The sequence below is a fragment of the Pseudomonas libanensis genome (assembly GCF_001439685.1).
Lineage (GTDB): Bacteria > Pseudomonadota > Gammaproteobacteria > Pseudomonadales > Pseudomonadaceae > Aquipseudomonas > Aquipseudomonas libanensis.
The window spans coordinates 1-23,727 of the sequence record NZ_JYLH01000009.1; the positions used below are offsets into that span (position 1 = coordinate 1).

Below are 23,727 nucleotides of genomic sequence, written 5' to 3' on the forward strand. Positions count from 1 at the left end.
GTCCAGAGCGGAGGGGTGAGTAGCAGCGTGGGCTCCCACACGTGCTTTAAGCACTCGGGGCATTCAGCTTGCTACTCACCGCTCTCACCCTCAGTCTAATCCTGGCTCAAGACACAAGGGGGCTTGCCCCCGATTGCGGTAGACCAGACGACACGGGCTCCATGGCTTATCATTAGCCAACTAACGACGCCCACCAAGGTTCTCCCCGGCATGCTGGCAATCTTTCTCACCACCCTCACCATCACCGCGCCGGTGTTTGCCATGCTGTTTCTCGGTGTGTTGCTCAAGCGCATCCAGTGGATCAACGACAACTTTATCCACACCGCCTCATCCCTGGTGTTCAACGTCACCATGCCGGCGCTGCTGTTTCTGGGCATCCTGCATGCCGACCTGCACGCGGCGCTCAAGCCAGGACTGCTGATTTACTTCGCTGTTGCCACGCTGCTGAGCTTCGCCCTGGCCTGGGGCTGGGCGATCTTTCGCTGCAAGCGCGAAGACCGTGGGATCTATACCCAAGGCGCGTTTCGTGGCAACAACGGCGTGATCGGCCTGGCGCTGGCGGCCAGCATGTATGGCGACTACGGTATCTCCCTCGGCGCGATCCTCGCGGCGCTGGTGATCCTGTTCTACAACACGCTGTCGACCATTGTGCTGGCGGTGTACAGCCCGGTGATCAAGTCCGACCCATGGAGCATCTTCAAGAGCGTGGTGGCCAACCCGTTGATCATCAGCGTGATCGTCGCCGCGCCGTTCGCTTACTTCCAGATCGGCCTGCCCGGCTGGCTGGAAAAGTCCATGCAGTATCTGGCCGACACCACGTTGCCGTTGGCGTTGATCTGCATCGGCGGCACCTTATCCCTGGCGGCATTGCGCAAGAGCGGCAACATGGCATTGAGCGCGAGCTTGATGAAGATGGTCTGGCTGCCGGTAATCGCGACCCTGGGCGCCTGGCTATTGGGGTTCCGCGGGCCGGAGCTGGGCATCCTGTTCCTGTACTTTGGCGCGCCGACCGCCGCCGCGAGCTTCGTGATGGCCAGGGCGGCGCAAGGCAATCATGAGCTGGCGGCCGCGATTATCGTGATCACCACGCTGATGGCGGCGGTGACCACCAATATCGGGATCTTTGTGTTGCAGGCAGGTGGCTGGATCTAGGCGTCTTTCTGGTAGCTGTCGATCACTTCCTGCGCGGCCCGAAACGCGTCAATCGCCGCCGGTACCCCCGCATACACCGCGCAATGCAGCAGCGCTTCGCGTATCTCTTCGACCGTGCAGCCATTGTTCAAGGCACCGCGCACGTGGCCCTTGAGTTCCTGAGGGCACTTGAGGGCGGTCAGCGCGGCGAGGGTAATAAGGCTGCGGGTCTTGAGCGGTAAGCCTTCGCGGTTCCATACGCTGCCCCACGCGTGCTCGTTGACGAAGTCCTGCAGCGGCTGGGTGAACGCTGTGGCATTGCCCAGGGCGCGGTCGACGAATGCATCGCCCATGACTTGGCGACGCACTTCAACCCCCGGCTTTTTCTGATCGTTCATTGCGATTCCCTCTTGTGTTGGCGATGCCAGGCGCGCAGTGAGGTAAGCAACAGCAAAATCACCAACGCCGGCAGGACGTAATACAACATCAGCTGTTCAAGCTTGTTGGCCAGTGGCATGCCGGTAGTGAAGGCCATCACATGCAGGCCGTACGCCAGGTACAGCCCAAGCAGCACCAGCCCTTCGATACGCGTCACCCGGTAGCCGGTATAGAACACCGGCAGGCAGAGGATGATGGCGCCGAGCATGACCGGCAAATCAAAATCCAAGGCATTAGGGGATACCGACAGCGGCGATGGCGCCACCAGCGCGGTAAAGCCCAGCACCCCCAGCAGGTTGAACAGGTTGCTGCCGATCACGTTGCCCACCGCAATTTCCCGTTCGCCCCGCAAGGCGGCGATCAGTGACGTGGCAAGGCAGGGCAGCGAGGTGCCCACGCCAATCAGCGTCAGGCCGATGACCCGCTCCGACAAACCCAGGTCGCCCGCCACGTCCACCGCTGCGCCGAGCAGCAGATGCCCGGCCAATATCAATATCAGCAGCCCGCTGAGCATCAGCAACACACTGCTCAGCCAGGGCGCCTTGGTGACGGTGTCCAGGCTTCGCGGGCGACGCGAATGGCGCGTCTGGTAATGCAGCACGCCCAGATAGGCCAACAGCGCCACCAGCAATACGCCGCCATCCATTGGCGTGAGCATTTCGTTGGCAGCCAGGATAAACACCAGCAGACCGGCGAAGATCATCACCGGGATATCCACGCGCACCAGTTGCCGCGATACGCGCAAGGGAATGATCAGCGCCGACAGGCCCAGGGTGACGAGGATATTGAAGATACTGCTGCCAATCACACTGCCTACGGCAATGTCAGTATTGCCGGCCAGGGTGGCCTGCAGGCTGACGGTCATCTGCGGTGCGCTGCTGCCGAAGGCGACGATGCTCAAGCCGATGATCAGCGGCCGCACCTTGAGGCTGGCCGCCAGGCGCACGGCGGCGCGTACCAGGATTTCAGCGCCGGCGATCAGCAGCAACAGGCCGCCAACCAGTTCGAGCAGGCTCCAGGGCGAAAGGGCGTTCAACGCGAAAATGCTCAAGGCTGCCTCGTCAGTTGTTCAGGGCTTGCACGCGAACCCGTGCGGTACCGCTGCCCAGCATACGCAGTTGCTCGGCAGCCTTGCGGGAAAGGTCGATCAGGCGCCCGCGGGTATGCGGGCCGCGGTCATTGATGCGCACCACCACCGATCGGTCGTTATCGAGATTGGTCACCTTGACCTGGGTGCCGAAGGGCAGGCGCCTGTGGGCGGCGGTCAGGGCGTTCTGGTTGAAAGGTTCACCGCTGGCGGTTCGCTTGCCATGGTGCTTGGCGCCGTAATAGGAGGCGGTGCCGGTTTCGTCGTAGCCTTTGGGGTCGATGAGGCCGCTGGCGCAACCGGCCAGCAGGGAGGACAGGGCCAGGAGGCCGAGCAGACGCTTCATTTTAGATATGCCCCGGTAACAAATGTGGGAGCGGGCTTGCTCGCGAATGCGGTAGAACATTCAACATATATGTTGGCTGTCAGTCCGCTTTCGCGAGCAAGCCCGCTCCCACAGGAGTTAGAGCCAGAATTTGGATTCTGCTCCAACCATTTCACTGCAATCAGCCTTCGAGCTTGCTTTTGAGCAGTTCGTTGACCTGTTGCGGGTTGGCCTTGCCTTTGGAGGCTTTCATCGCCTGGCCGACAAAGAAACCGAACATCTTGCCGCGCTTGGCTTCGTCTGCCGCGCGGTATTGCTCGACCTGTTCGGCATTCGCCGCGAGCATTTCATCGAGCACGGCCGAGATGGCGCCGCTGTCGGTGACTTGCTTGAGGCCGCGCTTGTCGATGATCTCATCGGCGCTGCCTTCACCTGCGGCCATGGCTTCGAACACGGTCTTGGCGATTTTGCCGGAGATGGTGTTGTCCTTGATGCGCAGCAGCATGCCGCCCAGTTGTTCGGCAGTGACCGGTGCTTCGTCGATTTCCAGGCCCTGTTTGTTCAGCAGGCTGCCCAGCTCAACCATCACCCAGTTGGCCGCCAGCTTGGCGTCGCCGGCAATACCTACGACTTTTTCGAAGTAGTTGGCTTGCTCACGGCTGGAAGCCAATACGCTGGCATCGTAGATCGACAATCCGAACTGTTCCTGGAAACGCTCGCGTTTCTGTTGCGGCAACTCCGGCAGGGTGGCGCGGATGTCATTGAGAAACGAATCTTCCAGCACTACCGGCAACAGGTCCGGATCGGGGAAGTAACGGTAGTCGTTGGCTTCTTCTTTGCTGCGCATGGCGCGGGTTTCGTCTTTGTTCGGATCGTACAGGCGGGTTTGCTGGATCACCTTGCCGCCGTCCTCGATCAGTTCGATCTGGCGACGCACTTCGCTGTTGATCGCCTTCTCGATGAAACGGAACGAGTTGACGTTCTTGATCTCGCAGCGGGTGCCGAACTCGACCTGGCCCTTTGGCCGGATCGACACGTTGCAATCGCAGCGCAGCGAGCCTTCGGCCATGTTGCCGTCGCAGATGCCCAGGTAGCGCACCAACGCATGGATGGTCTTGACGTAAGCCACGGCTTCCTTTGCGCTGCGCATGTCCGGCTCGGAGACAATCTCCAGCAATGGCGTGCCGGCGCGGTTCAGGTCGATACCGGTGGCGCCCGGGAATTCTTCGTGCAGGCTTTTGCCGGCGTCTTCTTCCAGGTGGGCACGGGTTACGCCGACGCGCTTGATGGTGCCGTCTTCCAGTGCGATGTCCAGGTGGCCCTTGCCGACAATCGGCAATTCCATCTGGCTGATCTGGTAGCCCTTGGGCAGGTCCGGATAGAAGTAGTTCTTGCGCGCGAACACGTTGTGCTGGCCGATCTCGGCGTCAATCGCCAAGCCGAACATCACGGCCATGCGCACCGCTTCCTGGTTCAGCACCGGCAGCACGCCGGGCATGCCCAGGTCGATCAGGCTGGCCTGGGTGTTGGGCTCGGACCCGAACGTGGTGGCGCTACCGGAGAAAATCTTCGATTGGGTGGCGAGCTGGGTATGAATCTCCAGCCCGATCACAACTTCCCATTGCATAGTGTTCTCCTCAGAAGCCGGTAGGGGTGCGGGTGTGCCAGTCGGTGTGCAACTGGTACTGGTGCGCCACATTGAGCAGGCGGCCTTCCTGGAAATATGGGGCGAGCAATTGCACGCCGACCGGCAGGCCATCGACGAAACCGGCGGGCATGGACAAGCCCGGCAAGCCCGCGAGGTTGGCGGTGATGGTGTAGAGGTCTTCCAGGTACTCGGCAATCGGGTCGCCGGTCTTGGCGCCGATCTTCCAGGCCGGGTTTGGCGTGGTTGGGCCGAGGATCACATCGACTTCTTCAAAGGCAGCCATGAAGTCGTTCTTGATCAGGCGACGGATCTTTTGCGCCTTGAGGTAGTACGCGTCGTAGTAGCCGGCCGACAGGGCGTAGGCACCGACCATGATCCGGCGCTGGACTTCACTGCCGAAGCCTTCGCCACGGGAGCGTTTGTACAGGTCGGTCAGGTCTTTCGGGTTTTCGCAGCGGTAGCCGAAGCGCACGCCGTCGAAGCGCGACAGGTTGGAGGAAGCTTCTGCCGGCGCGATCACGTAGTAAGCGGGAATCGCGTGCTGGTTGTTCGGCAAGCTGATTTCCTTGATCACGGCGCCGAGCTTTTCCAGCTCCTTGATGCTGTTTTGCACCAGATCGGCGATACGTGGGTCGAGGCCGGCGCTGAAATACTCTTTTGGCACGCCAATGCGCAGGCCCTTGATCGAGGTGTTCAGGCTGGCGCTGTAGTCCGGCACTGGCTCATCGATACTGGTGGAGTCCTGTTTATCGAACCCTGCCATGCCTTGTAACAATATCGCGCAATCTTCGGCAGTGCGTGCCAACGGGCCGCCCTGATCCAGGCTGGAAGCGTAGGCGATCATGCCCCAGCGGGAAACGCGACCGTAGGTCGGCTTCAGGCCGGTGAGGTTGGTGAAGGCCGCCGGCTGGCGGATCGAGCCACCGGTGTCGGTAGCGGTGGCAGCCGGGAGGAAACGTGCGGCCACGGCCGCCGCCGAGCCACCGGAGGAACCGCCAGGCACATGCGCAAGATTCCACGGGTTTTTCACCGCGCCGTAGTAGCTCGACTCGTTGGCAGAACCCATGGCGAACTCGTCCATGTTGGTCTTGCCCAGGGTCACGGCCCCGGCGGCGGCCAGCTTGGCGACCACGGTGGCGTCGTAGGGTGCCTTGAAGTTGTCGAGCATCTTCGAGCCGCAACTGGTGCGAATGCCCTGGGTGCAGAACAGGTCCTTGTGGGCGATCGGTGCGCCCAGCAGCGCGCCATTTTCACCGTTGGCGCGACGGGCGTCGGCGGCCTTGGCCTGGCTCAATGCCAGCTCCTCGGTGAGGCTGATGAAGCTGTTGACCTTGGGATCGTGCTCGGCGATACGCGCCAGCAGGGTCTGGGTCAGCTCTTCGGAAGAAAACGTTTTGTCGGCGAGACCGCGGGCGATCTCGGCCAGAGTCATGTGATGCATGAAAGGCTCTTTCCCTTTAGTCGATGACTTTCGGAACCAGGTACAGGCCGTTTTCGACCGCTGGCGCGATGGACTGGTAGGCCTCGCGATTATTGTGCTCGGTCACGACGTCTGCGCGCAGGCGCTGGCTGGCTTCCAGTGGGTGAGCCAGGGGCTCGATGCCGTCAGTATTCACGGCCTGCATTTGGTCGACCAGCCCGAGGATGCTGTTCAGGGCTGCGGTGGTCTGTGGAAGATCGGCATCATTCAGGCCAAGCGAGGCCAGATGTGCGATTTTTTCCACGTCGGAGCGTTCAAGCGCCATGGGATTCTCCAGTGGAAAACAGAACGGAGGGCGTCCGTGTGTTAGATTGTCGGAACACTACCGCATTTCTACGGTCATAAGGCCGCGATTGTGGGGGTTGGTGCACAGAAAGTCGGCCAATTTAGCACATTGGCGCCTTGCCCAAAATCCCTGTCGTTGTTAGAGTTTGCCGCACTTTTTTACCCACGCGTTGCCTAGGGTCCCTTTCCCATGTTCAAGAAACTGCGTGGCATGTTTTCCAGCGATCTTTCCATTGACCTGGGCACTGCCAACACCCTTATTTACGTGCGCGAGCGCGGTATCGTCCTGAATGAGCCATCGGTTGTGGCCATTCGGACCCATGGTAATCAGAAAAGTGTCGTTGCCGTTGGCACCGAGGCCAAGCGCATGCTCGGCCGTACACCAGGCAATATTGCTGCCATTCGTCCGATGAAGGATGGCGTGATCGCCGATTTCAGCGTCTGCGAGAAGATGCTGCAGTACTTCATCAACAAGGTTCACGAAAACAGTTTTCTGCAGCCCAGCCCTCGTGTGCTGATCTGCGTCCCGTGCAAGTCCACCCAGGTGGAGCGTCGTGCCATCCGTGAGTCGGCCCTTGGTGCCGGTGCCCGCGAAGTGTTCCTGATCGAAGAGCCGATGGCGGCTGCGATCGGTGCCGGCCTGCCGGTTGAAGAAGCCCGCGGCTCGATGGTGGTGGATATCGGTGGTGGTACGACCGAAATCGCCCTGATTTCCCTTAACGGTGTGGTGTATGCCGAATCCGTACGCGTCGGTGGCGACCGCTTCGACGAAGCGATCATCACTTATGTGCGTCGTAACTACGGCAGCCTGATCGGCGAATCTACCGCCGAGCGCATCAAGCAGGAAATCGGCACCGCTTACCCGGGCGGCGAAGTTCGCGAAGTCGATGTTCGCGGTCGCAACCTGGCCGAGGGCGTTCCACGTGCCTTCACTTTGAACTCCAACGAAGTGCTGGAGGCTCTGCAGGAGTCCCTGGCCACCATTGTTCAGGCCGTGAAGAGTGCGCTGGAGCAATCGCCGCCGGAGCTGGCTTCCGATATCGCCGAGCGTGGCCTGGTCCTGACCGGTGGTGGCGCCTTGCTGCGCGACCTCGACAAGTTGCTGGCCCAGGAAACCGGCCTGCCGGTGATCGTCGCCGAAGACCCGCTGACCTGCGTTGCCCGCGGCGGTGGTCGTGCACTGGAAATGATGGATAAACACACCATGGACCTGCTTTCCAGCGAATAAGACGCCTGGAAGGTTCGTGCATGGTCGGCAGGCAGCACTTTGCAGTGCTGCCTGTTGGCGTTTATCTTCTTCAATCTGCATCCAGGCCGGTTTGATGCCGTATGAATAAAGAGAACATTTGCCTGGGAGGAGCGGCCTATTAAACCGCTTTTCGCCAAAGGCCCCTCATTGGGCGTGCGCTTACTGGTGCTGGTCGTGCTTTCGGTCGCGCTGATGGTGGTCGATGCCCGCTTTGCACTGCTCAAGCCTGTGCGTAGCCAGATGTCGCTGGTGTTGATGCAGACCTACTGGATCACCGACCTGCCGCAACGTCTCTACCAGGGCGTGGCCAGCCAATTCGGCAGCCGCACCGAGCTGGTTGCCGAGAACGAAAAACTCAAGACTGAAAACCTGCTGCTGCAGGGGCGCATGCAAAAGCTGGCGGCCCTCACCGAGCAGAACGTTCGGCTGCGCGAGTTGCTCAACTCTTCGGCACTGGTCAACGAAAAGGTCGAAGTGGCCGAGTTGATCGGCATGGACCCCAACCCCTTTACCCATCGCATCATCATCAACAAGGGTGAACGCGACGGTGTGGTCCTCGGCCAGCCGGTACTCGACGCCCGTGGCCTGATGGGCCAGGTGGTGGAGCTGATGCCCTACACTTCGCGGGTATTGCTGCTGACCGACACGACCCACAGCATTCCAGTGCAGGTCAACCGCAACGGTTTGCGCGCGATTGCCAGCGGCACCGGTAACCCTGAGCGCCTGGAATTGCGCCATGTGGCCGACACCGCGGATATCAAGGAAGGCGATTTGCTGGTCAGCTCCGGCCTGGGCCAGCGTTTTCCGGCCGGCTACCCGGTGGCGACGGTCAAGGAAGTGATCCACGATTCCGGCCAGCCGTTCGCTATTGTGCGGGCCGTGCCGACTGCCGCGCTCAATCGCAGCCGCTACCTGCTGCTGGTGTTCAGCGACAACCGCACCCCGGAAGAGCGCGCCAACGACGCCGCCCAGGCCCAGGAAGCGGAAGACAAGCAGAACGGCACTGTGCCGGTCGTGCCGGCCACGGTGCCGAAACCGGCGTTCGTCGGCCCGCCAGCCCCTGTTACCGCACCCGCACCCGCAGCGCCTGTGGCAACGCCGGCCAAACCGGCTACGCATAACGCTCGCCCGGCCAAGCCGGCTGCGTCTAAACCGCCGGCCACGACGCCAACCGCCACTGCGGCCCCCACACGGCAGAGGGAGGAATAATGGCCAGTACTCATTCGCGTAATGGCTGGATCGTCTGGCTGACCTTCGCCATTGGCCTGTTACTCAGCGTTTCGCCATTGCCGCAATTCATGGAAATCCTGCGCCCGCTCTGGCTGGCCTTGCTGTTGGCGTTCTGGTCGCTGAACCTGCCGCACAAGGTGGGCATGGTCACGGCGATGTGCCTGGGCTTGGCGGAAGATGTGCTCTATGGCACCTTGCTGGGCCAGAACGCGTTGATCCTGACCCTGATTACCTTCCTGGTGCTATCGCTGCAGCAGCGCTTGCGCATGTTTCCGATGTGGCAACAGTGCCTGGTAATCCTGGTGATCTTCGGCCTGGCGCAGCTGGTCCAGTTATGGCTCAGTGCCTTGACCGGCAATCGCCAGCCGACCCTGGCGTTGGTATTGCCGGCCCTGGTCAGCGCATTGCTGTGGCCCTGGATCAGTTTTGGCCTGCGTGGGCTGCGCCGTCGCTATAAAATCAATTGAATGGTTGCGAGGCTCTGCCTGGTTATCAAACCCCACAGGGAGAGGCTGCAATGAATTCGCTTTATCTGGCCTCGGGCTCCCCGCGGCGACGTGAGCTCTTGACCCAGATCGGTGTGCCTTTCACCGTAGTCAGCGCCGCGATTGATGAAACACCTCTTACCCACGAACCTGCCGTTGCCTATGTCGAGCGTCTTGCACGCGGCAAGGCAACGGCGGGTTTTGTTGCGCTTGGCCAGACCTCGGGCGCCTGCGTATTGGGCGCCGATACGGCGGTGCTTATTGACGGCCAGATCCTGGGCAAACCCGTGGACCAGGCCGACGCGCTGGCAATGCTGATGGCCCTTTCGGGCCGCGAGCATGAAGTGCTCACCGCGATAGCCCTCACCGACGGCCAGCGCTGCGAAATTCGATATGTAAGCAGTCTTGTACGTTTTCGCCAGGTTTCTGTCGAAGAGGCTACAACCTACTGGCACAGTGGCGAACCCCAGGACAAGGCCGGCGGCTATGCTATCCAGGGCCTGGGTTCGGTGTTCGTCGCCGGCCTCAATGGCAGTTATTCTGCGGTGGTTGGCCTGCCCGTGTGCGAAACCGCGCAACTGCTCGCCCAATTCGGCATACCCTGTTGGCAAAACCTTACCGTGCGCTGAACGCCGTATTCCAGCGCCAAGCCTTGAGCGACCGGTCACTATTGTGAAAATGCCTGAACGAGACCCAGCCATGAGTGAAGAGATTCTGATCAATATCACGCCGATGGAATCGCGCGTGGCGGTGGTAGAGAACGGTGTTCTGCAAGAAGTGCATGTGGAGCGCACCCAGAAGCGCGGGATCGTCGGCAATATCTATAAAGGCAAGGTGGTGCGCGTATTGCCGGGCATGCAGGCGGCATTCGTCGATATCGGCCTGGACCGTGCAGCATTCATCCATGCTTCGGAAATTTCCCTGCGTGAAGGTCCGGCGGTGGAAAGCATCAGTGCCCTGGTGCATGAAGGGCAGAGCCTGGTGGTGCAAGTCACCAAGGACCCCATCGGTTCCAAGGGCGCACGCTTGACCACTCAGCTGTCGATTCCGTCGCGCTACCTGGTGTACATGCCGCGCACCGCCCATGTGGGCATTTCCCTGAAGATCGAAGACGAAGCCGAGCGCGAGCGACTCAAAAAGGTGGTCAGCGATTGCGTCGCCGCTGAAGGCATTAAGGAGGCGGGCGGTTTTATCCTGCGTACCGCCGCCGAGGGCGCCGGAGCTGATGAAATCCTTATGGATATCCGCTACCTGCGGCGCCTGTGGGACCAGATCGACGCACAGATCAAGACCATCGGCGCTCCCAGCGTAATTTATGAAGACCTCGGCCTGGCGCTGCGCACGCTGCGTGACCTGGTCAGCCCGAAGATTGAGAAAATCCGCATCGATTCGCGGGAAACCTTTCAGCGCACTACACAATTCGTTGCCGAGCTGATGCCGGAAATTGCCGACCGCCTGGAGCATTACCCCGGCGAGCGGCCGATCTTCGATTTGTATGGCGTCGAAGACGAAATCCAGAAAGCCCTGGAGCGCAAAGTGCCGCTCAAGTCCGGCGGCTACCTGGTGGTGGACCCGGCTGAGGCCATGACCACCATCGACGTCAACACCGGTGCATTCGTAGGCCATCGCAACCTCGAAGAGACCATCTTCAAGACCAATCTTGAAGCCGCCACCGCTATCGCTCGCCAGCTGCGCCTGCGCAACCTCGGCGGCATCATCATCATCGACTTCATCGACATGGAAGATGAAGAGCACCAGCGCCAAGTGCTGCGTACCCTCGAGAAACAGCTGGAGCGCGATCACGCCAAGACCAACATCATCGGCATCACCGAGCTGGGCCTGGTGCAAATGACCCGCAAGCGCACCCGCGAAAGCCTGGAGCAGGTGCTGTGCGAGCCGTGCAGCAGTTGCCAGGGCCGCGGTAAATTGAAGACGCCGGAAACCGTTTGCTACGAGATTTTCCGCGAAATCCTGCGCGAGGCGCGCGCCTACCAGGCCGAAGGTTATAGAGTGCTTGCCAACCAGAAAGTGGTCGATCGCCTGCTGGACGAAGAGTCCGGCAATGTCGCCGAGCTGGAGAGTTTTATCGGTCGCACGATTCGCTTCCAGGTTGAAACCATGTATTCCCAGGAACAATACGACGTGGTGCTGCTCTGATCCCCAATTGCGTGTTTTATCCGAGACCGGCAGACCTTGATCTGCCGTCCGCCAACTGTTTTTTGAGGGTCGCCTGACATGGAGCGTCTGATACGCTTTTTTGCCGCTTTGACCCGCTGGAGCCTGGGCCTGTGCGCGTTGCTGCTGGTATTGGCGGCGGTGTACGTGAGTCTGGGACGTGAATTGACCCCTTTGGTGGCTGAATACCGCGCCGAAATCGAAGCCAAGGCCCAGGCTGCCGTGGAGACGCCTTTGCATATCGGCAGCCTGGAAGGCCGCTGGAGCGGGTTTGCCCCGGTATTGCTGGCCCACGACGTCATGGTTGGCGAGGGCAGCAGTGCCTTGCGCCTTGACCAGGTGGAAGTGGTGCCGGATATGTGGGCCAGCCTGATGGCGCGCGAAGTGCGTATCGCCCACCTGGAAGTCAGTGGCCTGCAACTGAGCGTCAAGGAAGGCAAGGATGGGCGCTGGACGCTGCAAGGCTTGCCGGTGCAGGACGACCAGCCGCTGGACCCGCAGCAGTTGCTGACGCGCATGCAAATGGTCAAGCGCGTGTCGGTGCTGGACAGCCAGGTCACCTTGCAACCCTTCGACCAGGCACCGGTAACCGTAACGTACGTGGGCCTGAGCCTGCACACCGGCATGACCCATCAGCGCCTGGATGCACGCCTGACCCTGCCCGACGGCCAACCGCTTGCTGTCAGCCTGCGCAGCCGCATCCTTGCCAGCCAATGGAAAGACGCTGAGGTCGACGCCTACCTGAGCCTGCCGCAAAGCGACTGGGCCAAGTGGATTCCCGCCAAACTGACTCAGCAATGGAAGCTCACCCAGTTCAAAGCCGGTGGCGAGTTTTGGCTCAGTTGGGCCAAAGGCACCGTGCAAAGCGCTGCGGTGCGCCTCAATTCCCCTCAAGTGAAGGGCAGCTACGTCGACCGCAAGCCTGTGCATCTGGAAAACCTGGCCCTGACCGCCTACCTGCAACGCAGCGACAGCGGCCTCAGGGTGCTGTTTGATTCGCTGGCGATGACTATCGGTGAGACCCGCTGGGAGTCGCGCCTGCAATTACAGCAGAGCCTGGCAACCGATAAGGCTCAGGAAGTGTGGAACCTGCAGGCCGATCGTCTCGACCTGACTCCCATCACGCCACTGCTCAATGCGTTGGCCCCGTTGCCGGAAGGCTTTGCCAAGACCGTCGAGCACTTGAAGGCCACGGGCCTGCTGCGCAATGTGCTGGTGGACTTCAGACCCCAGGACACCACCGATCAGAAAGTCAGTTTTGCCGCAAACCTTGAGCGTGTAGGCTTCGACGCGTATTTCGGCGCGCCGGCTGCGCGCAATGTGTCTGGCAGCATCAGTGGCGACCTGGGCCATGGCGAGCTGCGCATGGACAGCAAGGACTTTTCCCTGCACCTGGACCCGATCTTCGCCAAGCCCTGGCAGTACATCCAGGCCAATGCACGCCTGACCTGGAAACTGGATAAACAGGGTTTCACCTTGATTGCCCCGTATATCAAGGTGCTGGGGGAGGAGGGCAAGGTTGCTGCAGACTTCCTGATCCGCCTGCACTTCGATCATAGCCAGGAAGACTACATGGACCTGCGGGTCGGCATGGTCAATGGCGATGGCCGTTTCACCCCCAAGTACCTGCCCGCCGTGTTGAGCCCGGCGCTGGATGAGTGGCTGCGTACGGCAATCCTCAAAGGCGCCGTGGATGAAGGGTTCTTCCAGTATCAAGGTTCCCTGAACCACAACGCGCTGCCGGCATCGCGCAATATCAGTCTGTTCTTCAAGGTGCATGATGCCGAGCTGGCCTTCCAGCCGGGCTGGCCCCATGTGAACAAGGTCAACGGTGAAGTGTTCGTCGAGGAAAGCGGTGTGCGCATCCTGGCAAGCAAGGGCCAATTGCTCGATACCCAGGTCAAGGACGTCTACGTCAACATTCCCCACGCGCCGGCCGGCCAGGACAGTCATCTGCTGCTCACCGGCGGGTTCTCCGGCGGCTTGGGCGATGGCCTGAAAATCCTCCAGGAAGCGCCCATTGGCACCGCGTCCACGTTCGCTGGCTGGAAAGGCGAGGGCAGCCTGCAGGGCAGCCTGGACCTGGACGTGCCCCTGGCCAAGGGCACCGAGCCCAAGATCGTGGTTGACTTCAAGACTGACAAGGCGCGCTTGCAATTGGCCGAGCCGCCCCTGGACCTGAACCAGCTCAAGGGCAATTTCCGTTTTGACAGTGCCAAGGGCCTGAGCGGGCAGAACATCTCGGCCCAGGCCTTCGACCGGCCGATCACTGCGCAGATTTTCGCCGAAGGCAAGCCGGGCGATATCAGCACCCGCGTGACCGCCAACGGCCAGGTGACGGTCAAGCGCCTCACGGATTGGTTGAACGTCAGCCAGCCACTGCCGGTGTCCGGGGATATCCCGTACCAGTTACAAGTCATCCTGGACGGCGCAGACAGCCAGTTGATGGTCAACTCCAATCTCAAGGGTGTTGCCGTGGACTTGCCGGCGCCATTCGGCATGCCGGCCAGCCAGGGGCGCGACAGCACCTTCCGCATGACCTTGCAGGGGGCTGAGCGCCGTTACTGGTTTGATTACGGCGAGCTGGCAAACTTCACCTTTGCTGCGCCGCCGGACAACTTCAATGATGGCCGCGGCGAATTGTTCCTCGGCAATGGCGATGCCGTGCTGCCCGGCGCGAAGGGGCTGCGCATTCGTGGTGTGTTGTCGGAACTGGATATCGACCCGTGGAAAAAACTCGTGGATCGCTACGCGGGCAATGACCCGGGCGGCAATGCCAAGCAGCTGCTCAGTGGCGCCGATTTCAAAGTGGGCAAGTTGACCGGGTTCGGCACCCAGTTTGACCAGGTCAGCTTGCAGCTGGATCGCAAGCCCGCTGCCTGGGGCCTGCGGTTCGATAGCCAGCAGGCCAAGGGCACGGTGAATCTGCCGGACGCCAAGGGTGCGCCGATTGCGGTCAATCTCAACTATGTAAAATTGCCAGCAGTGGACCCGACGGTACAGGCGGACGAAAACGCGCCCGATCCGCTGGCCGATATCGACCCCAAGAGCATTCCGGCACTGGATATCGCCATCGACCAGCTCTTCCAGGGGCCGGACCTGGTGGGGGCGTGGTCATTGAGGATCCGTCCGACCGCCAAGGGCATGGCCTTCAATAACCTCGACCTGGGCCTCAAGGGCATGCAGCTCAAGGGTGCCGGTGGCTGGGAAGGGGCGCCGGGCGCCAGCAGCAGTTGGTACAAGGGCCGCCTGGACGGCAAGAACATTGCCGATGTGCTCAAGGGCTGGGGTTTTGCCCCGACGGTGACCAGCGAAGATTTCCATCTGGACGTGGATGGCCGTTGGCCGGGTTCGCCGGCCTGGGTTGGGCCCAAGCGCTTCTCCGGCAGCCTCGATGCGGCATTCCGTAAAGGCCAGTTTGTCGAAGTGGAGGGTGGGGCGCAGGCGTTGCGGGTGTTTGGCCTGCTCAACTTCAATTCCATTGGCCGGCGTCTGCGTCTGGACTTTTCCGACTTGCTTGGCAAGGGCTTGAGTTACGACCGGGTCAAGGGCTTGCTGGCCGCCAGTAATGGCGTATTCGTGACCCGTGAGCCCATCACCATGACCGGGCCCTCTACCAATCTGGAGCTCAACGGTACCCTGGACCTGGTGGCTGATCGCGTCGACGCCAAGTTGCTGGTGACCTTGCCGGTGACCAACAACCTGCCCATCGCGGCGCTGATTGTCGGTGCACCCGCTATTGGCGGCGCGTTGTTCCTGATCGACAAACTGATCGGTGATCGGGTTTCGCGCTTTGCCAGTGTGCAATACAAGGTACAAGGCCCCTGGAAGGATCCGAAAATCACCTTCGACAAGCCATTTGAAAAGCCAAACTGAGAGCCTGTGGAGTAGCATGGCCCCATGCCCTGTATGGAGTGTCGGCCCATGTCCTTTGCGGTAATCCAAATGGTCAGCCAGAGTGACGTGCTGGCTAATCTCACCCAGGCGCGCCGCCTGCTGGAGCAAGCGGCGGCGGGTGGCGCGAAACTCGCGGTACTGCCGGAAAACTTCGCTGCGATGGGGCGCCGTGACGTGGCCGATATCGGCCGCGCCGAGGCCCTGGGGGAAGGCCCGATCCTGCCATGGTTGAAACAGGCCGCCCGTGACCTCACCTTATGGATAGTGGCCGGTACATTGCCGTTGCCGCCCAAGGACCAACCCCACGCCAAGTCCAACGCTTGCTCGCTGCTGATCAATGATCAGGGTGAAATGGTCGCTCGTTACGACAAGCTGCACCTGTTTGATGTGGACGTCGCGGATGCTCGTGGTCGTTATCGCGAATCCGACGACTATGCTTTCGGAAGCAACGTGGTGGTGGCGGATACGCCAGTGGGGCGCTTGGGGCTGACAGTGTGCTACGACTTGCGCTTCCCCGAGCTGTACAGCGAATTACGCGCGGCGGGGGCTGAATTGATTACCGCGCCCTCGGCCTTTACGGCGGTGACCGGGGCCGCCCATTGGGATGTGCTGATTCGGGCGCGGGCCATCGAAACCCAGTGCTACCTGCTGGCGGCCGCTCAAGGTGGCGTGCACCCAGGCCCACGGGAAACCCATGGTCACGCGGCGATTGTCGACCCTTGGGGGCGGGTGCTGGCACAACAGGATCAAGGCGAGGCGGTGTTGCTGGCCGAACGCGATAGCAGTGAACAGGCGTCGATACGGGCGCGCATGCCGGTGGTCAGCCATCGGCGCTTTTTCTCGCAGGGCGCGCAGCGGCCTGCTTCAGAACGATGAATTTAAGGCCAAACCTATGAGCGAGTTGTTGTCCTCAGTCAGTGAACACCTCCTGGCACCCGGTGGCGTGACCATCGAAAGTCTGCAAACCGTACTGGGCGATCTGGCCGGGCCGGGTATCGATGCCGCCGACCTGTATTTCCAGGGGCAGATCTCCGAATCCTGGTCGCTGGAAGACGGCATCGTCAAGGAAGGCAGTTTCAACCTTGACCAGGGCGTCGGCGTGCGTGCGCAATCCGGTGAAAAAACCGGCTTTGCCTACAGTAATGCGATCACCTTGGAAGCCCTGGGCCTGGCGGCGCGGGCGGCACGTTCGATTTCCCGTGCCGGCCAGAACGGTACGGTGCAGGCGTTCAGCACCCAGGACGTGGTGCAGTTATACGCGCCGGATAATCCCTTGGAAGTGATCAGCCGTGCCGAAAAGGTCGAGCTGCTCAAGCGTGTCGACGCGGCCACCCGCGCCCTGGACTCGCGCATCCAGCAAGTGACCGTGAGCATGGCTGGCGTGTGGGAGCGCATCCTCGTCGCCTCCACCGACGGCGGGTTGGCGGCGGATGTGCGGCCGCTGGTGCGTTTCAATGTGAGTGTGATCGTCGAGCAGAACGGGCGCCGCGAGCGTGGTGGCCATGGCGGTGGCGGGCGCACCGACTACCGTTACTTCCTCGCTGACGACCGTGCCATGGGCTATGCCCGTGAGGCGCTGCGTCAGGCCCTGGTGAACCTGGAAGCCATTCCGGCGCCGGCCGGTACCTTGCCGGTGGTGCTGGGCTCGGGTTGGTCCGGCGTGTTGCTCCACGAAGCCGTTGGCCACGGCCTGGAAGGCGACTTTAATCGCAAGGGCAGTTCCGCCTACAGTGGGCGCATGGGCGAAATGGTTGCATCCAAGCTGTGCACCATTGTCGATGACGGCACCCTGGCCGGTCGCCGGGGTTCGTTGAGTGTCGATGACGAAGGGACGCCGACCGAGTGCACCACCCTGATCGAAAACGGCGTGCTCAAGGGCTATATGCAAGACAAGCTCAACGCTCGACTGATGGGCGTGGCGCGGACCGGTAACGGCCGCCGCGAATCCTACGCGCACCTGCCTATGCCGCGCATGACCAATACCTACATGCTTGGCGGCCAAAGCGATCCGGCGGAAATCATCGCCTCGGTGAAGCGAGGCATCTACTGCGCGAACCTCGGCGGTGGCCAGGTGGATATCACCAGCGGCAAGTTTGTGTTCTCCACCAGCGAGGCGTATCTGATCGAAGACGGCAAGATTACCGCGCCGGTCAAAGGAGCGACGCTGATTGGTAACGGGCCGGAAGCCATGAGCAAGGTGTCGATGGTCGGTAACGACCTGTCACTGGACAGCGGCGTGGGCACGTGCGGCAAGGATGGGCAGTCAGTGCCGGTAGGCGTCGGCCAGCCAACCCTGAAAATTGATGCGATCACCGTGGGTGGCACGGGGTCGTAAAGGATGGAGCTTCGGGTGGCGCAGGCCGCCACCCGGGGAAGAGGATCAGCGCAGACCGCGTTGAGTCTCGTCCAGCTCACGGATGTACTTGAAGATTTTACGGCTGGTGGCCGGCGCTTTGTTATGCGCCAGTTCATGCTGGGCCTGACGGATCAGGGAGCGCAGTTGCTGGCGGTCCGCATCCGGGTAGTCCAGCACGAATTTCTCCAGCACGGCGTCATCGCCCGCGATCAGGCGGTCACGCCAACGTTCCAGGTTATGGAAACGTTCGTTGTACTGGCGAGTGGAGGCATCAGTTTGATCGAGCAAGGCCAGAATCGCGTCAATGTCCTGATCGCGCATCAGTTTGCCAATAAACATGATGTGCCGTTTACGCGCGATATTCGCGCTGTGCTTGGGCGCATCCGCCAAGGCCCGGCGCATTTCGTCGGTCAGTGGCAGTTTGGCAATCAAGTCTTTTTTGAGCGTTGTGAGGCGCTCGCCCAGGTCAACCAGCGCATGCAGCTCGCGCTTGACCTGGGTTTTGCTTTTCTCCCCATCGAGGGAGTCGTCGTAAGAATCAACCATGGTGGCAGTCCGCAAAGAAACGCCGCCATGATAACCAGTCGGGGGCCGCTTGTCCGGCCCGGTCGCTCGATGGCCTTAACCGAAAGCAGAATTTGAGTGGAGAAAACCATGAGTGCAGCCCAAAGCGTCGGTCCGCAAGCGTTACCGGCACTGCAGGAACAAGTCGAGCAGATCCTTGCCGAGGCCAAGCGCCAGGGGGCCAGTGCCTGTGAAGTAGCGGTGTCGCTGGAGCAGGGGTTGTCGACGTCGGTGCGCCAGCGAGAAGTGGAAACCGTCGAGTTCAATCGCGACCAGGGGTTTGGCATCACCTTGTACGCAGGCCAGCGCAAAGGCTCGGCCAGCACCTCGGCCAGTGGCCCGGAGGCCATTCGCGAGACCGTTGCCGCCGCACTGGCGATTGCCAAGCACACGTCTGAAGATGAAAGCTCGGGGCTGGCCGACAAGGCGCTGATGGCCAGGGACGTACAGGATTTCGACCTGTTCCACGCCTGGGATATCACCCCCGAGCAAGCCATCGAGCAGGCGCTGGTCTGCGAGGCAGCGGCCTTCGATACCGACGCCCGGATCAAGAATGCCGACGGCACTACGCTGAGCACCCACCAGGGCTGCCGCGTTTACGGCAACAGCCATGGCTTTATCGGTGGATATGCTTCGACGCGTCACAGCCTCAGCTGCGTGATGATCGCCGAAGCCAACGGCCAGATGCAGCGCGATTACTGGTACGACGTGAATCGCCAGGGCGATTTGTTGGCGGACCCCGTCAGCATTGGCCAGCGTGCTGCACAACGTGCCGCCAGCCGTCTCGGTGCGCGCCCGGTGCCGACTTGCGAGGTGCCGGTGCTGTTTTCCGCAGAGCTGGCCGGTGGTTTGTTCGGTAGCTTCCTCGGCGCTATTTCCGGGGGCAACCTGTATCGCAAGTCTTCGTTCCTTGAAGGCGCAATCGGCCAGAAGCTGTTTCCAGAGTGGCTGACCATCGACGAGCGCCCACACCTGATGCGGGCCATGGGCAGTTCGTCGTTCGACGGCGATGGCCTGGCGACCTATGCCAAGCCGTTTGTCGAAAAGGGCGAGTTGGTCTCCTATGTATTGGGCACTTATGCCGGTCGCAAGCTTGGCCTGCCAAGCACCGCCAACTCCGGCGGCGTGCATAACCTGTTCGTCACCCATGGTGATGAAGACCAGGCAGCGTTGCTGCGGCGCATGGGGCGTGGGTTGCTGGTCACCGAATTGATGGGCCACGGCCTGAATATGGTCACCGGTGATTACTCTCGCGGCGCGGCGGGGTTCTGGGTGGAAAATGGCGAGATCCAGTTCGCCGTCCAGGAAGTGACGATTGCCGGCAATATGCGCGATATGTTCAAGCAGATCGTTGCCGTAGGTAATGACCTGGAACTGCGCAGCAATATTCGCACGGGTTCGGTGCTCATCGAGCGTATGACTGTCGCTGGCAGCTAACGCCTCCAGCACTCAATAAAAGGCGCGCCATCCCTGGGATGGCGCGCCTTTTTTTTGGCTTGGTCATGGGAGGATTAATCTGCCACTCTTGTTTTGATTCTCAATATCATTTAATAATAAATATCATTACCGAATGAGCGTGGATCATGAGTTCTGTCCTGCATGAGGATCCTTACCTGGAAAGCTGGCGTTGGATGAGCCGCCAGATTCGCTGCGGCCTCGATCCCGATGAACCGCGGCTGATCGAGCATTACCTCAATGAAGGCCGATACCTGGCGTGTTGTACCGCGACCCATCCGTGGACGATCGCCGAAACCTCATTTCGCCTGCTGATCGACACCGCGAGCGATATCGCGCTGCCCTGGCATTGGCGCTCCATGTGCCTGGACCAGGCCTGGCGCCCACTGCGCGACCTGGAACGACTCTCCCATTGCCCCTGCCGCCTCAAACGCTGGCAGTCCTTTGCCTGGCAATTGGCGACCTGCCAATTGCTGCCCTCCATTTCTGTGTCTGACCTTGTGCAAGGATCTTCCGATGAGTAATACCCGTATCGAACGCGACAGCATGGGCGAGTTGAAAGTCCCGGCAGAAGCCTTGTATGGCGCCCAGACCCAGCGTGCGGTGAACAACTTCCCGATCAGCCATCAACGTATGCCCGCACAGTTCATTCGCGCCCTGATTCTGGTCAAGACCGCCGCGGCCAAGGTCAACGTTGACCTCAAGCAAATCAGCGAAGGGCAGGGCAAGGCCATTGTCGATGCCGCCCAAGGCTTGCTGGAAGGCGACTACATGCAGCACTTCCCGGTGGATATCTTCCAGACCGGTTCCGGCACCAGCTCCAACATGAACGCCAATGAAGTGATTGCCACCCTTGCCAGCCGTTTGCTCGGCGAGGCGGTCAACCCCAACGACCACGTCAATTGCGGCCAAAGCAGCAACGACATCATCCCCACCACCATTCACGTCAGCGCTGCGTTGGTCCTGCATGAACAAACGCTGCCGGCCTTGCTGCACCTGGTGCAGGTGATCGAGCAAAAGGCCGAAGAAGTTCACCCGTTCATCAAGACCGGCCGTACACATCTCATGGACGCCATGCCGGTACGCATGAGCCAAGTGCTCAATGGCTGGGCGCAGCAGCTCAAGGCTAATATCGGTCACTTGCAGGACCTACTTCCGGCCTTGCAAGCGCTGGCTCAGGGCGGCACCGCCGTGGGCACCGGGATCAACGCGCACCCCGAGTTTGCCGGGCGTTTCAGCCAGCACCTGAGCCGCTTGACCGGGGTGAAGTTCACTCCAGGCACGAACCTGTTTGCGCTGATTGGCTCCCAGGACACCGCCGTCGCCGTTTCCGGCCAGTTGAAAGCCACAGCCGTCTCGCTGATGAAGATCGCCAACGACCTGCGCTGGATGAACTCCGGCCCACTCGCCGGCCTCGGTGAAATCGAGCTGGAAGGCTTGCAGCCGGGCTCGTCGATCATGCCGGGCAAGGTCAACCCGGTGATCCCGGAGGCCACAGCCATGGTAGCCGCCCAGGTCATCGGCAATGACACGGTGATCACCGTGGCCGGTCAATCGGGCAACTTCGAGCTGAACGTGATGCTGCCGATCATCGCCCAGAACCTGCTCAGCAGCCTTGAATTGCTCGCCAATTCCAGCCGTTTGCTGGCGGACAAGGCCATTGCCAGCTTCAAGGTCAACGAGGCCAAGCTCAAGGAGGCGCTGTCGCGCAATCCGATCCTGGTCACCGCACTCAACCCGATCATTGGTTACCAAAAAGCCGCTGAAATCGCCAAGAAGGCTTATCAGCAGGGCCGGCCGGTGATCGATGTCGCCCTCGAGCACACCGACCTGCCGCGCAGCCAACTGGAAGTCCTGCTGGACCCGGAAAAGCTCACGGCCGGCGGCGTGTAACCAACGACCCTGCTTTGGAGGCTCACCATGGAGCACTGGAAACGCACGATCGAACGAGCCAATCGCTGTTTTATGGCGGGCGAGCTGGTTGACGCCCGCGAGGCCTATCTGCAAGCCCTGGCCCTGGCCCAAGTGTTGTTCGAACGCTGGGCGGATGCCGACGAAGCAGTGGCGGCTTGCGTTATTTCCCATCACAACCTGGCGGACTTGCACTTGCGCCTGAACCAACCAGAGGAAAGCGCGGAATACCTCTGCGCTATCCATCAGCGCCTGTTGCAGACCATGCAGGACCCACGCCTGAATCCGCAATTACGCGAGGCAGCATTGCGCCAGAGCAGCAAGACCTATGTCGAACTGTTGAACTTCATCAGCGATCACGGCGAGTACCCGCGTACCCATCGCTTGTTGGGCGCTGCTGCGCCGCAATCGACCACGTCTCAATACGGAGCACATTGATATGACCTATACCTTGCCGGCCTTGCCCTACGCCTACGACGCCCTCGAACCGCATATCGATGCGCAAACCATGGAGATTCACTACACCAAGCACCACCAGACCTATATCAACAACCTCAACGCTGCGGTCGAGGGCACTGAGTTCGCCGGTTGGCCGGTGGAAAAACTGGTGTCCGGCGTTCACCAATTGCCGGAAACGCTACGGGCCGCCGTGATCAATCAAGGCGGCGGGCATGCCAACCATTCACTGTTCTGGGCCGTCATGTCGCCCAAAGGCGGTGGTAAGCCAGAAGGTGCGCTGGGTACTGCTATCGACGAACAACTGGGCGGCTATGATCGTTTCAAGGAAGCCTTTACCAAGGCTGCCTTGACCCGTTTCGGCAGTGGTTGGGCCTGGCTCAGCGTCACCCCGCAAAAAAGACTGGTGGTGGAAAGCAGCGGCAACCAGGACAGCCCACTGATGACTGGCAATACGCCGATCCTGGGCCTCGACGTGTGGGAGCATGCTTACTACCTGCTGTACCAGAACCGTCGCCCGGAATACATCAATGCCTTCTACAGTGTCATCAACTGGCCGGAAGTTGCCGCACGCTACCAGGCCGCCTTGGCCTGAAATTCCTCCATAACAAGATCTAAGGCCGACTATGGGTACTGAAACACTGGCGATCAGTAGCGTGCGAATGTTTCGTTACGCGTTTGGTTCGCTGTTGCTATTGGCCGGTACTGCGTTGCTGGTGGCCCATGGGTTGGCCTGGTTGAACCTGGAGCCTCGCATCCTGCGGGCTTTGCAGGGTGGTGCGATTTGCGCGCTCGGCACGGCGCTGGGTGCTGTGCCAGTGCTGGTAATTCGGCGCATGCCGATAGCGCTGAGCGACACCCTGCTGGGTTTCGGTGCCGGTGTGATGCTGGCGGCGACCGCTTTCTCCCTTGTGGTGCCGGGTATCGCCGCGGCTGAGAGCCTGGGTCTCTCGCCCTGGGGGGCGGGTGGGCTGATCAGCTTCGGCATTATGCTGGGGGCGTTCGGTCTGTACCTGGTCGATCGCAAGGTCTCCGGTGCCAGCCCGGAAATGCTGGTGGGCACGCCGGATAAACCGGTGATCCCGCCGCGTATTTGGTTATTCGTGTTTGCCATCATTGCGCACAACGTTCCAGAAGGCATGGCTGTGGGGGTGTCTGCGGGCGGAGGCATGGCGGATGCCGACAGCCTCGCCATGGGCATTGCCTTGCAGGATGTACCTGAAGGGCTGGTGATTGCGCTGGTATTGGCTGGGGCGGGAATGTCGCGGATCAAAGCCTTTTTGATTGGCGCTGCATCAGGCTTGGTTGAACCGGTATTTGCGGTGCTCTGTGCATGGCTGGTGAGTCTTGCCGAAGTGTTGTTGCCGCTGGGTTTGGCGCTGGCCGCCGGGGCAATGTTGCTGGTAGTGACTCATGAAGTCATCCCCGAGTCGCGCCGCAATGGCCATGAAAAGCTCGCCAGCCTTGGGCTGTGCATCGGGTTTTGCCTGATGATGGTGATGGATACAGCGTTGGGCTGAGGGTGCTTCCATGTAGGAGCGAGCTTGCTCGCGAA

General features: G+C 60.9%; 22 protein-coding genes. 15 read left to right on the forward strand and 7 right to left on the reverse strand.

All coding sequences use genetic code 11. The features are described 5' to 3' along the window. Window positions 1-210 precede the first annotated feature (210 nt). A complete protein-coding gene (locus TU73_RS15145; RefSeq protein WP_057012914.1) occupies window positions 211-1,152 on the forward strand; it encodes an AEC family transporter in 942 nt (313 codons plus the stop codon). Here the strand turns inward: TU73_RS15145 and TU73_RS15150 are convergent. The 6 genes from TU73_RS15150 to gatC all read right to left on the reverse strand — a co-directional run bounded on the left by TU73_RS15150 (window position 1,149) and on the right by gatC (window position 6,374). Further along, window positions 1,149-1,529, reverse strand: a complete 381-nt coding sequence (locus TU73_RS15150) for a carboxymuconolactone decarboxylase family protein (RefSeq protein ID WP_057012915.1) — start codon at window positions 1,527-1,529, stop codon at window positions 1,149-1,151. The genes TU73_RS15145 and TU73_RS15150 overlap by 4 nt on opposite strands. After that, window positions 1,526-2,605, reverse strand: coding sequence for a calcium/sodium antiporter (locus TU73_RS15155; protein WP_057013072.1), 1,080 nt, complete (start codon window positions 2,603-2,605; stop codon window positions 1,526-1,528). Before TU73_RS15155 ends, TU73_RS15150 begins: the two co-directional genes overlap by 4 nt. Window positions 2,606-2,630: 25 nt before the next feature. After that, window positions 2,631-3,002: a septal ring lytic transglycosylase RlpA family protein gene (locus tag TU73_RS15160; protein ID WP_057012916.1), complete on the reverse strand. Its 372-nt coding sequence runs from the start codon at window positions 3,000-3,002 to the stop codon at window positions 2,631-2,633. 160 nt (window positions 3,003-3,162) lie between these two features. Further along, window positions 3,163-4,608, reverse strand: a complete 1,446-nt coding sequence (gene gatB / locus TU73_RS15165) for an Asp-tRNA(Asn)/Glu-tRNA(Gln) amidotransferase subunit GatB (protein ID WP_057012917.1) — start codon at window positions 4,606-4,608, stop codon at window positions 3,163-3,165. A gap of 10 nt (window positions 4,609-4,618) precedes the next feature. After that, window positions 4,619-6,070 (reverse strand): Asp-tRNA(Asn)/Glu-tRNA(Gln) amidotransferase subunit GatA, encoded by a 1,452-nt coding sequence (gatA, locus tag TU73_RS15170; RefSeq protein ID WP_057012918.1) that lies wholly within the window; start codon window positions 6,068-6,070, stop codon window positions 4,619-4,621. Between the two features lie 16 nt (window positions 6,071-6,086). Beyond that, window positions 6,087-6,374 (reverse strand): Asp-tRNA(Asn)/Glu-tRNA(Gln) amidotransferase subunit GatC, encoded by a 288-nt coding sequence (gene gatC / locus TU73_RS15175; RefSeq protein WP_057012919.1) that lies wholly within the window; start codon window positions 6,372-6,374, stop codon window positions 6,087-6,089. Window positions 6,375-6,584: 210 nt separating this feature from the next. Here gatC and mreB point away from each other — a divergent pair, with 210 nt between their 5' ends. From mreB to tldD, 8 genes are all read left to right on the forward strand, one after another. Beyond that, entirely contained in the window at window positions 6,585-7,622 is a 1,038-nt protein-coding gene (mreB, locus tag TU73_RS15180) for a rod shape-determining protein MreB (protein ID WP_002555108.1), read from the forward strand. Window positions 7,623-7,808: 186 nt separating this feature from the next. Beyond that, entirely contained in the window at window positions 7,809-8,852 is a 1,044-nt protein-coding gene (mreC, locus tag TU73_RS15185; RefSeq protein ID WP_414860427.1) for a rod shape-determining protein MreC, read from the forward strand. After that, window positions 8,852-9,340, forward strand: a complete 489-nt coding sequence (mreD, locus tag TU73_RS15190) for a rod shape-determining protein MreD (protein ID WP_043048570.1) — start codon at window positions 8,852-8,854, stop codon at window positions 9,338-9,340. Before mreC ends, mreD begins: the two co-directional genes overlap by 1 nt. A gap of 50 nt (window positions 9,341-9,390) precedes the next feature. Further along, window positions 9,391-9,987: a Maf family protein gene (locus TU73_RS15195; protein ID WP_057012921.1), complete on the forward strand. Its 597-nt coding sequence runs from the start codon at window positions 9,391-9,393 to the stop codon at window positions 9,985-9,987. Window positions 9,988-10,057: 70 nt separating this feature from the next. After that, window positions 10,058-11,515 carry a ribonuclease G gene (gene rng, locus TU73_RS15200; RefSeq protein WP_003188562.1) on the forward strand — a complete coding sequence of 486 codons (1,458 nt, stop codon included), beginning with the start codon at window positions 10,058-10,060 and terminating at the stop codon, window positions 11,513-11,515. 78 nt (window positions 11,516-11,593) lie between these two features. After that, a complete protein-coding gene (locus TU73_RS15205) occupies window positions 11,594-15,409 on the forward strand; it encodes a YhdP family protein (protein ID WP_057012922.1) in 3,816 nt (1,271 codons plus the stop codon). 48 nt (window positions 15,410-15,457) lie between these two features. Further along, window positions 15,458-16,306 (forward strand): carbon-nitrogen hydrolase family protein, encoded by an 849-nt coding sequence (locus TU73_RS15210; protein WP_057012923.1) that lies wholly within the window; start codon window positions 15,458-15,460, stop codon window positions 16,304-16,306. A 16-nt stretch (window positions 16,307-16,322) separates the two neighbouring features. After that, complete coding sequence (gene tldD, locus TU73_RS15215; RefSeq protein WP_057012924.1) at window positions 16,323-17,765, forward strand: metalloprotease TldD; 1,443 nt, start codon at window positions 16,323-16,325, stop codon at window positions 17,763-17,765. A 45-nt stretch (window positions 17,766-17,810) separates the two neighbouring features. Here the strand turns inward: tldD and yjgA are convergent, their stop codons facing one another. Next, window positions 17,811-18,332 carry a ribosome biogenesis factor YjgA gene (gene yjgA, locus TU73_RS15220; protein ID WP_057012925.1) on the reverse strand — a complete coding sequence of 174 codons (522 nt, stop codon included), beginning with the start codon at window positions 18,330-18,332 and terminating at the stop codon, window positions 17,811-17,813. A gap of 108 nt (window positions 18,333-18,440) precedes the next feature. Here yjgA and pmbA point away from each other — a divergent pair, with 108 nt between their 5' ends. From pmbA to TU73_RS15250, 6 genes are all read left to right on the forward strand, one after another. Next, a complete protein-coding gene (gene pmbA / locus TU73_RS15225) occupies window positions 18,441-19,787 on the forward strand; it encodes a metalloprotease PmbA (RefSeq protein ID WP_057012926.1) in 1,347 nt (448 codons plus the stop codon). Between the two features lie 146 nt (window positions 19,788-19,933). Next, entirely contained in the window at window positions 19,934-20,329 is a 396-nt protein-coding gene (locus tag TU73_RS15230) for a hypothetical protein (protein ID WP_046070921.1), read from the forward strand. Next, the gene (locus TU73_RS15235; protein WP_057012927.1) at window positions 20,322-21,698 is read left to right on the forward strand and encodes a class II fumarate hydratase; all 1,377 of its coding nucleotides are present in this window, start codon (window positions 20,322-20,324) and stop codon (window positions 21,696-21,698) included. The genes TU73_RS15230 and TU73_RS15235 overlap by 8 nt, the downstream gene beginning before the upstream one ends. A gap of 27 nt (window positions 21,699-21,725) precedes the next feature. Beyond that, complete coding sequence (locus tag TU73_RS15240) at window positions 21,726-22,154, forward strand: hypothetical protein (RefSeq protein WP_057012928.1); 429 nt, start codon at window positions 21,726-21,728, stop codon at window positions 22,152-22,154. A gap of 1 nt (window position 22,155) precedes the next feature. Further along, on the forward strand, window positions 22,156-22,767 hold the full coding sequence (locus tag TU73_RS15245; protein WP_057012929.1) for a superoxide dismutase: 612 nt from the start codon (window positions 22,156-22,158) through the stop codon (window positions 22,765-22,767). Between the two features lie 31 nt (window positions 22,768-22,798). Continuing rightward, window positions 22,799-23,692: a ZIP family metal transporter gene (locus tag TU73_RS15250; protein ID WP_057012930.1), complete on the forward strand. Its 894-nt coding sequence runs from the start codon at window positions 22,799-22,801 to the stop codon at window positions 23,690-23,692. Window positions 23,693-23,727: the final 35 nt, after the last annotated feature.

Excerpts from the sequence above, each read along its gene's own strand:
- mreD (WP_043048570.1), top strand. The coding sequence starts at position 8,852 with ATGGCCAGTACTCATTCGCGTAATGGCTGGATCGTCTGGCTGACCTTC.
- tldD (WP_057012924.1), top strand. The coding sequence starts at position 16,323 with ATGAGCGAGTTGTTGTCCTCAGTCAGTGAACACCTCCTGGCACCCGGT.
- gatA (WP_057012918.1), bottom strand. The coding sequence starts at position 6,070 with ATGCATCACATGACTCTGGCCGAGATCGCCCGCGGTCTCGCCGACAAA.
- TU73_RS15235 (WP_057012927.1), top strand. The coding sequence starts at position 20,322 with ATGAGTAATACCCGTATCGAACGCGACAGCATGGGCGAGTTGAAAGTC.
- TU73_RS15250 (WP_057012930.1), top strand. The coding sequence starts at position 22,799 with ATGGGTACTGAAACACTGGCGATCAGTAGCGTGCGAATGTTTCGTTAC.
- TU73_RS15195 (WP_057012921.1), top strand. The coding sequence starts at position 9,391 with ATGAATTCGCTTTATCTGGCCTCGGGCTCCCCGCGGCGACGTGAGCTC.
- TU73_RS15150 (WP_057012915.1), bottom strand. The coding sequence starts at position 1,529 with ATGAACGATCAGAAAAAGCCGGGGGTTGAAGTGCGTCGCCAAGTCATG.
- TU73_RS15230 (WP_046070921.1), top strand. The coding sequence starts at position 19,934 with ATGAGTTCTGTCCTGCATGAGGATCCTTACCTGGAAAGCTGGCGTTGG.
- pmbA (WP_057012926.1), top strand. The coding sequence starts at position 18,441 with ATGAGTGCAGCCCAAAGCGTCGGTCCGCAAGCGTTACCGGCACTGCAG.
- TU73_RS15240 (WP_057012928.1), top strand. The coding sequence starts at position 21,726 with ATGGAGCACTGGAAACGCACGATCGAACGAGCCAATCGCTGTTTTATG.
- rng (WP_003188562.1), top strand. The coding sequence starts at position 10,058 with ATGAGTGAAGAGATTCTGATCAATATCACGCCGATGGAATCGCGCGTG.
- TU73_RS15205 (WP_057012922.1), top strand. The coding sequence starts at position 11,594 with ATGGAGCGTCTGATACGCTTTTTTGCCGCTTTGACCCGCTGGAGCCTG.
- mreB (WP_002555108.1), top strand. The coding sequence starts at position 6,585 with ATGTTCAAGAAACTGCGTGGCATGTTTTCCAGCGATCTTTCCATTGAC.
- yjgA (WP_057012925.1), bottom strand. The coding sequence starts at position 18,332 with ATGGTTGATTCTTACGACGACTCCCTCGATGGGGAGAAAAGCAAAACC.
- gatB (WP_057012917.1), bottom strand. The coding sequence starts at position 4,608 with ATGCAATGGGAAGTTGTGATCGGGCTGGAGATTCATACCCAGCTCGCC.
- TU73_RS15145 (WP_057012914.1), top strand. The coding sequence starts at position 211 with ATGCTGGCAATCTTTCTCACCACCCTCACCATCACCGCGCCGGTGTTT.
- gatC (WP_057012919.1), bottom strand. The coding sequence starts at position 6,374 with ATGGCGCTTGAACGCTCCGACGTGGAAAAAATCGCACATCTGGCCTCG.
- TU73_RS15245 (WP_057012929.1), top strand. The coding sequence starts at position 22,156 with ATGACCTATACCTTGCCGGCCTTGCCCTACGCCTACGACGCCCTCGAA.
- TU73_RS15160 (WP_057012916.1), bottom strand. The coding sequence starts at position 3,002 with ATGAAGCGTCTGCTCGGCCTCCTGGCCCTGTCCTCCCTGCTGGCCGGT.
- TU73_RS15210 (WP_057012923.1), top strand. The coding sequence starts at position 15,458 with ATGTCCTTTGCGGTAATCCAAATGGTCAGCCAGAGTGACGTGCTGGCT.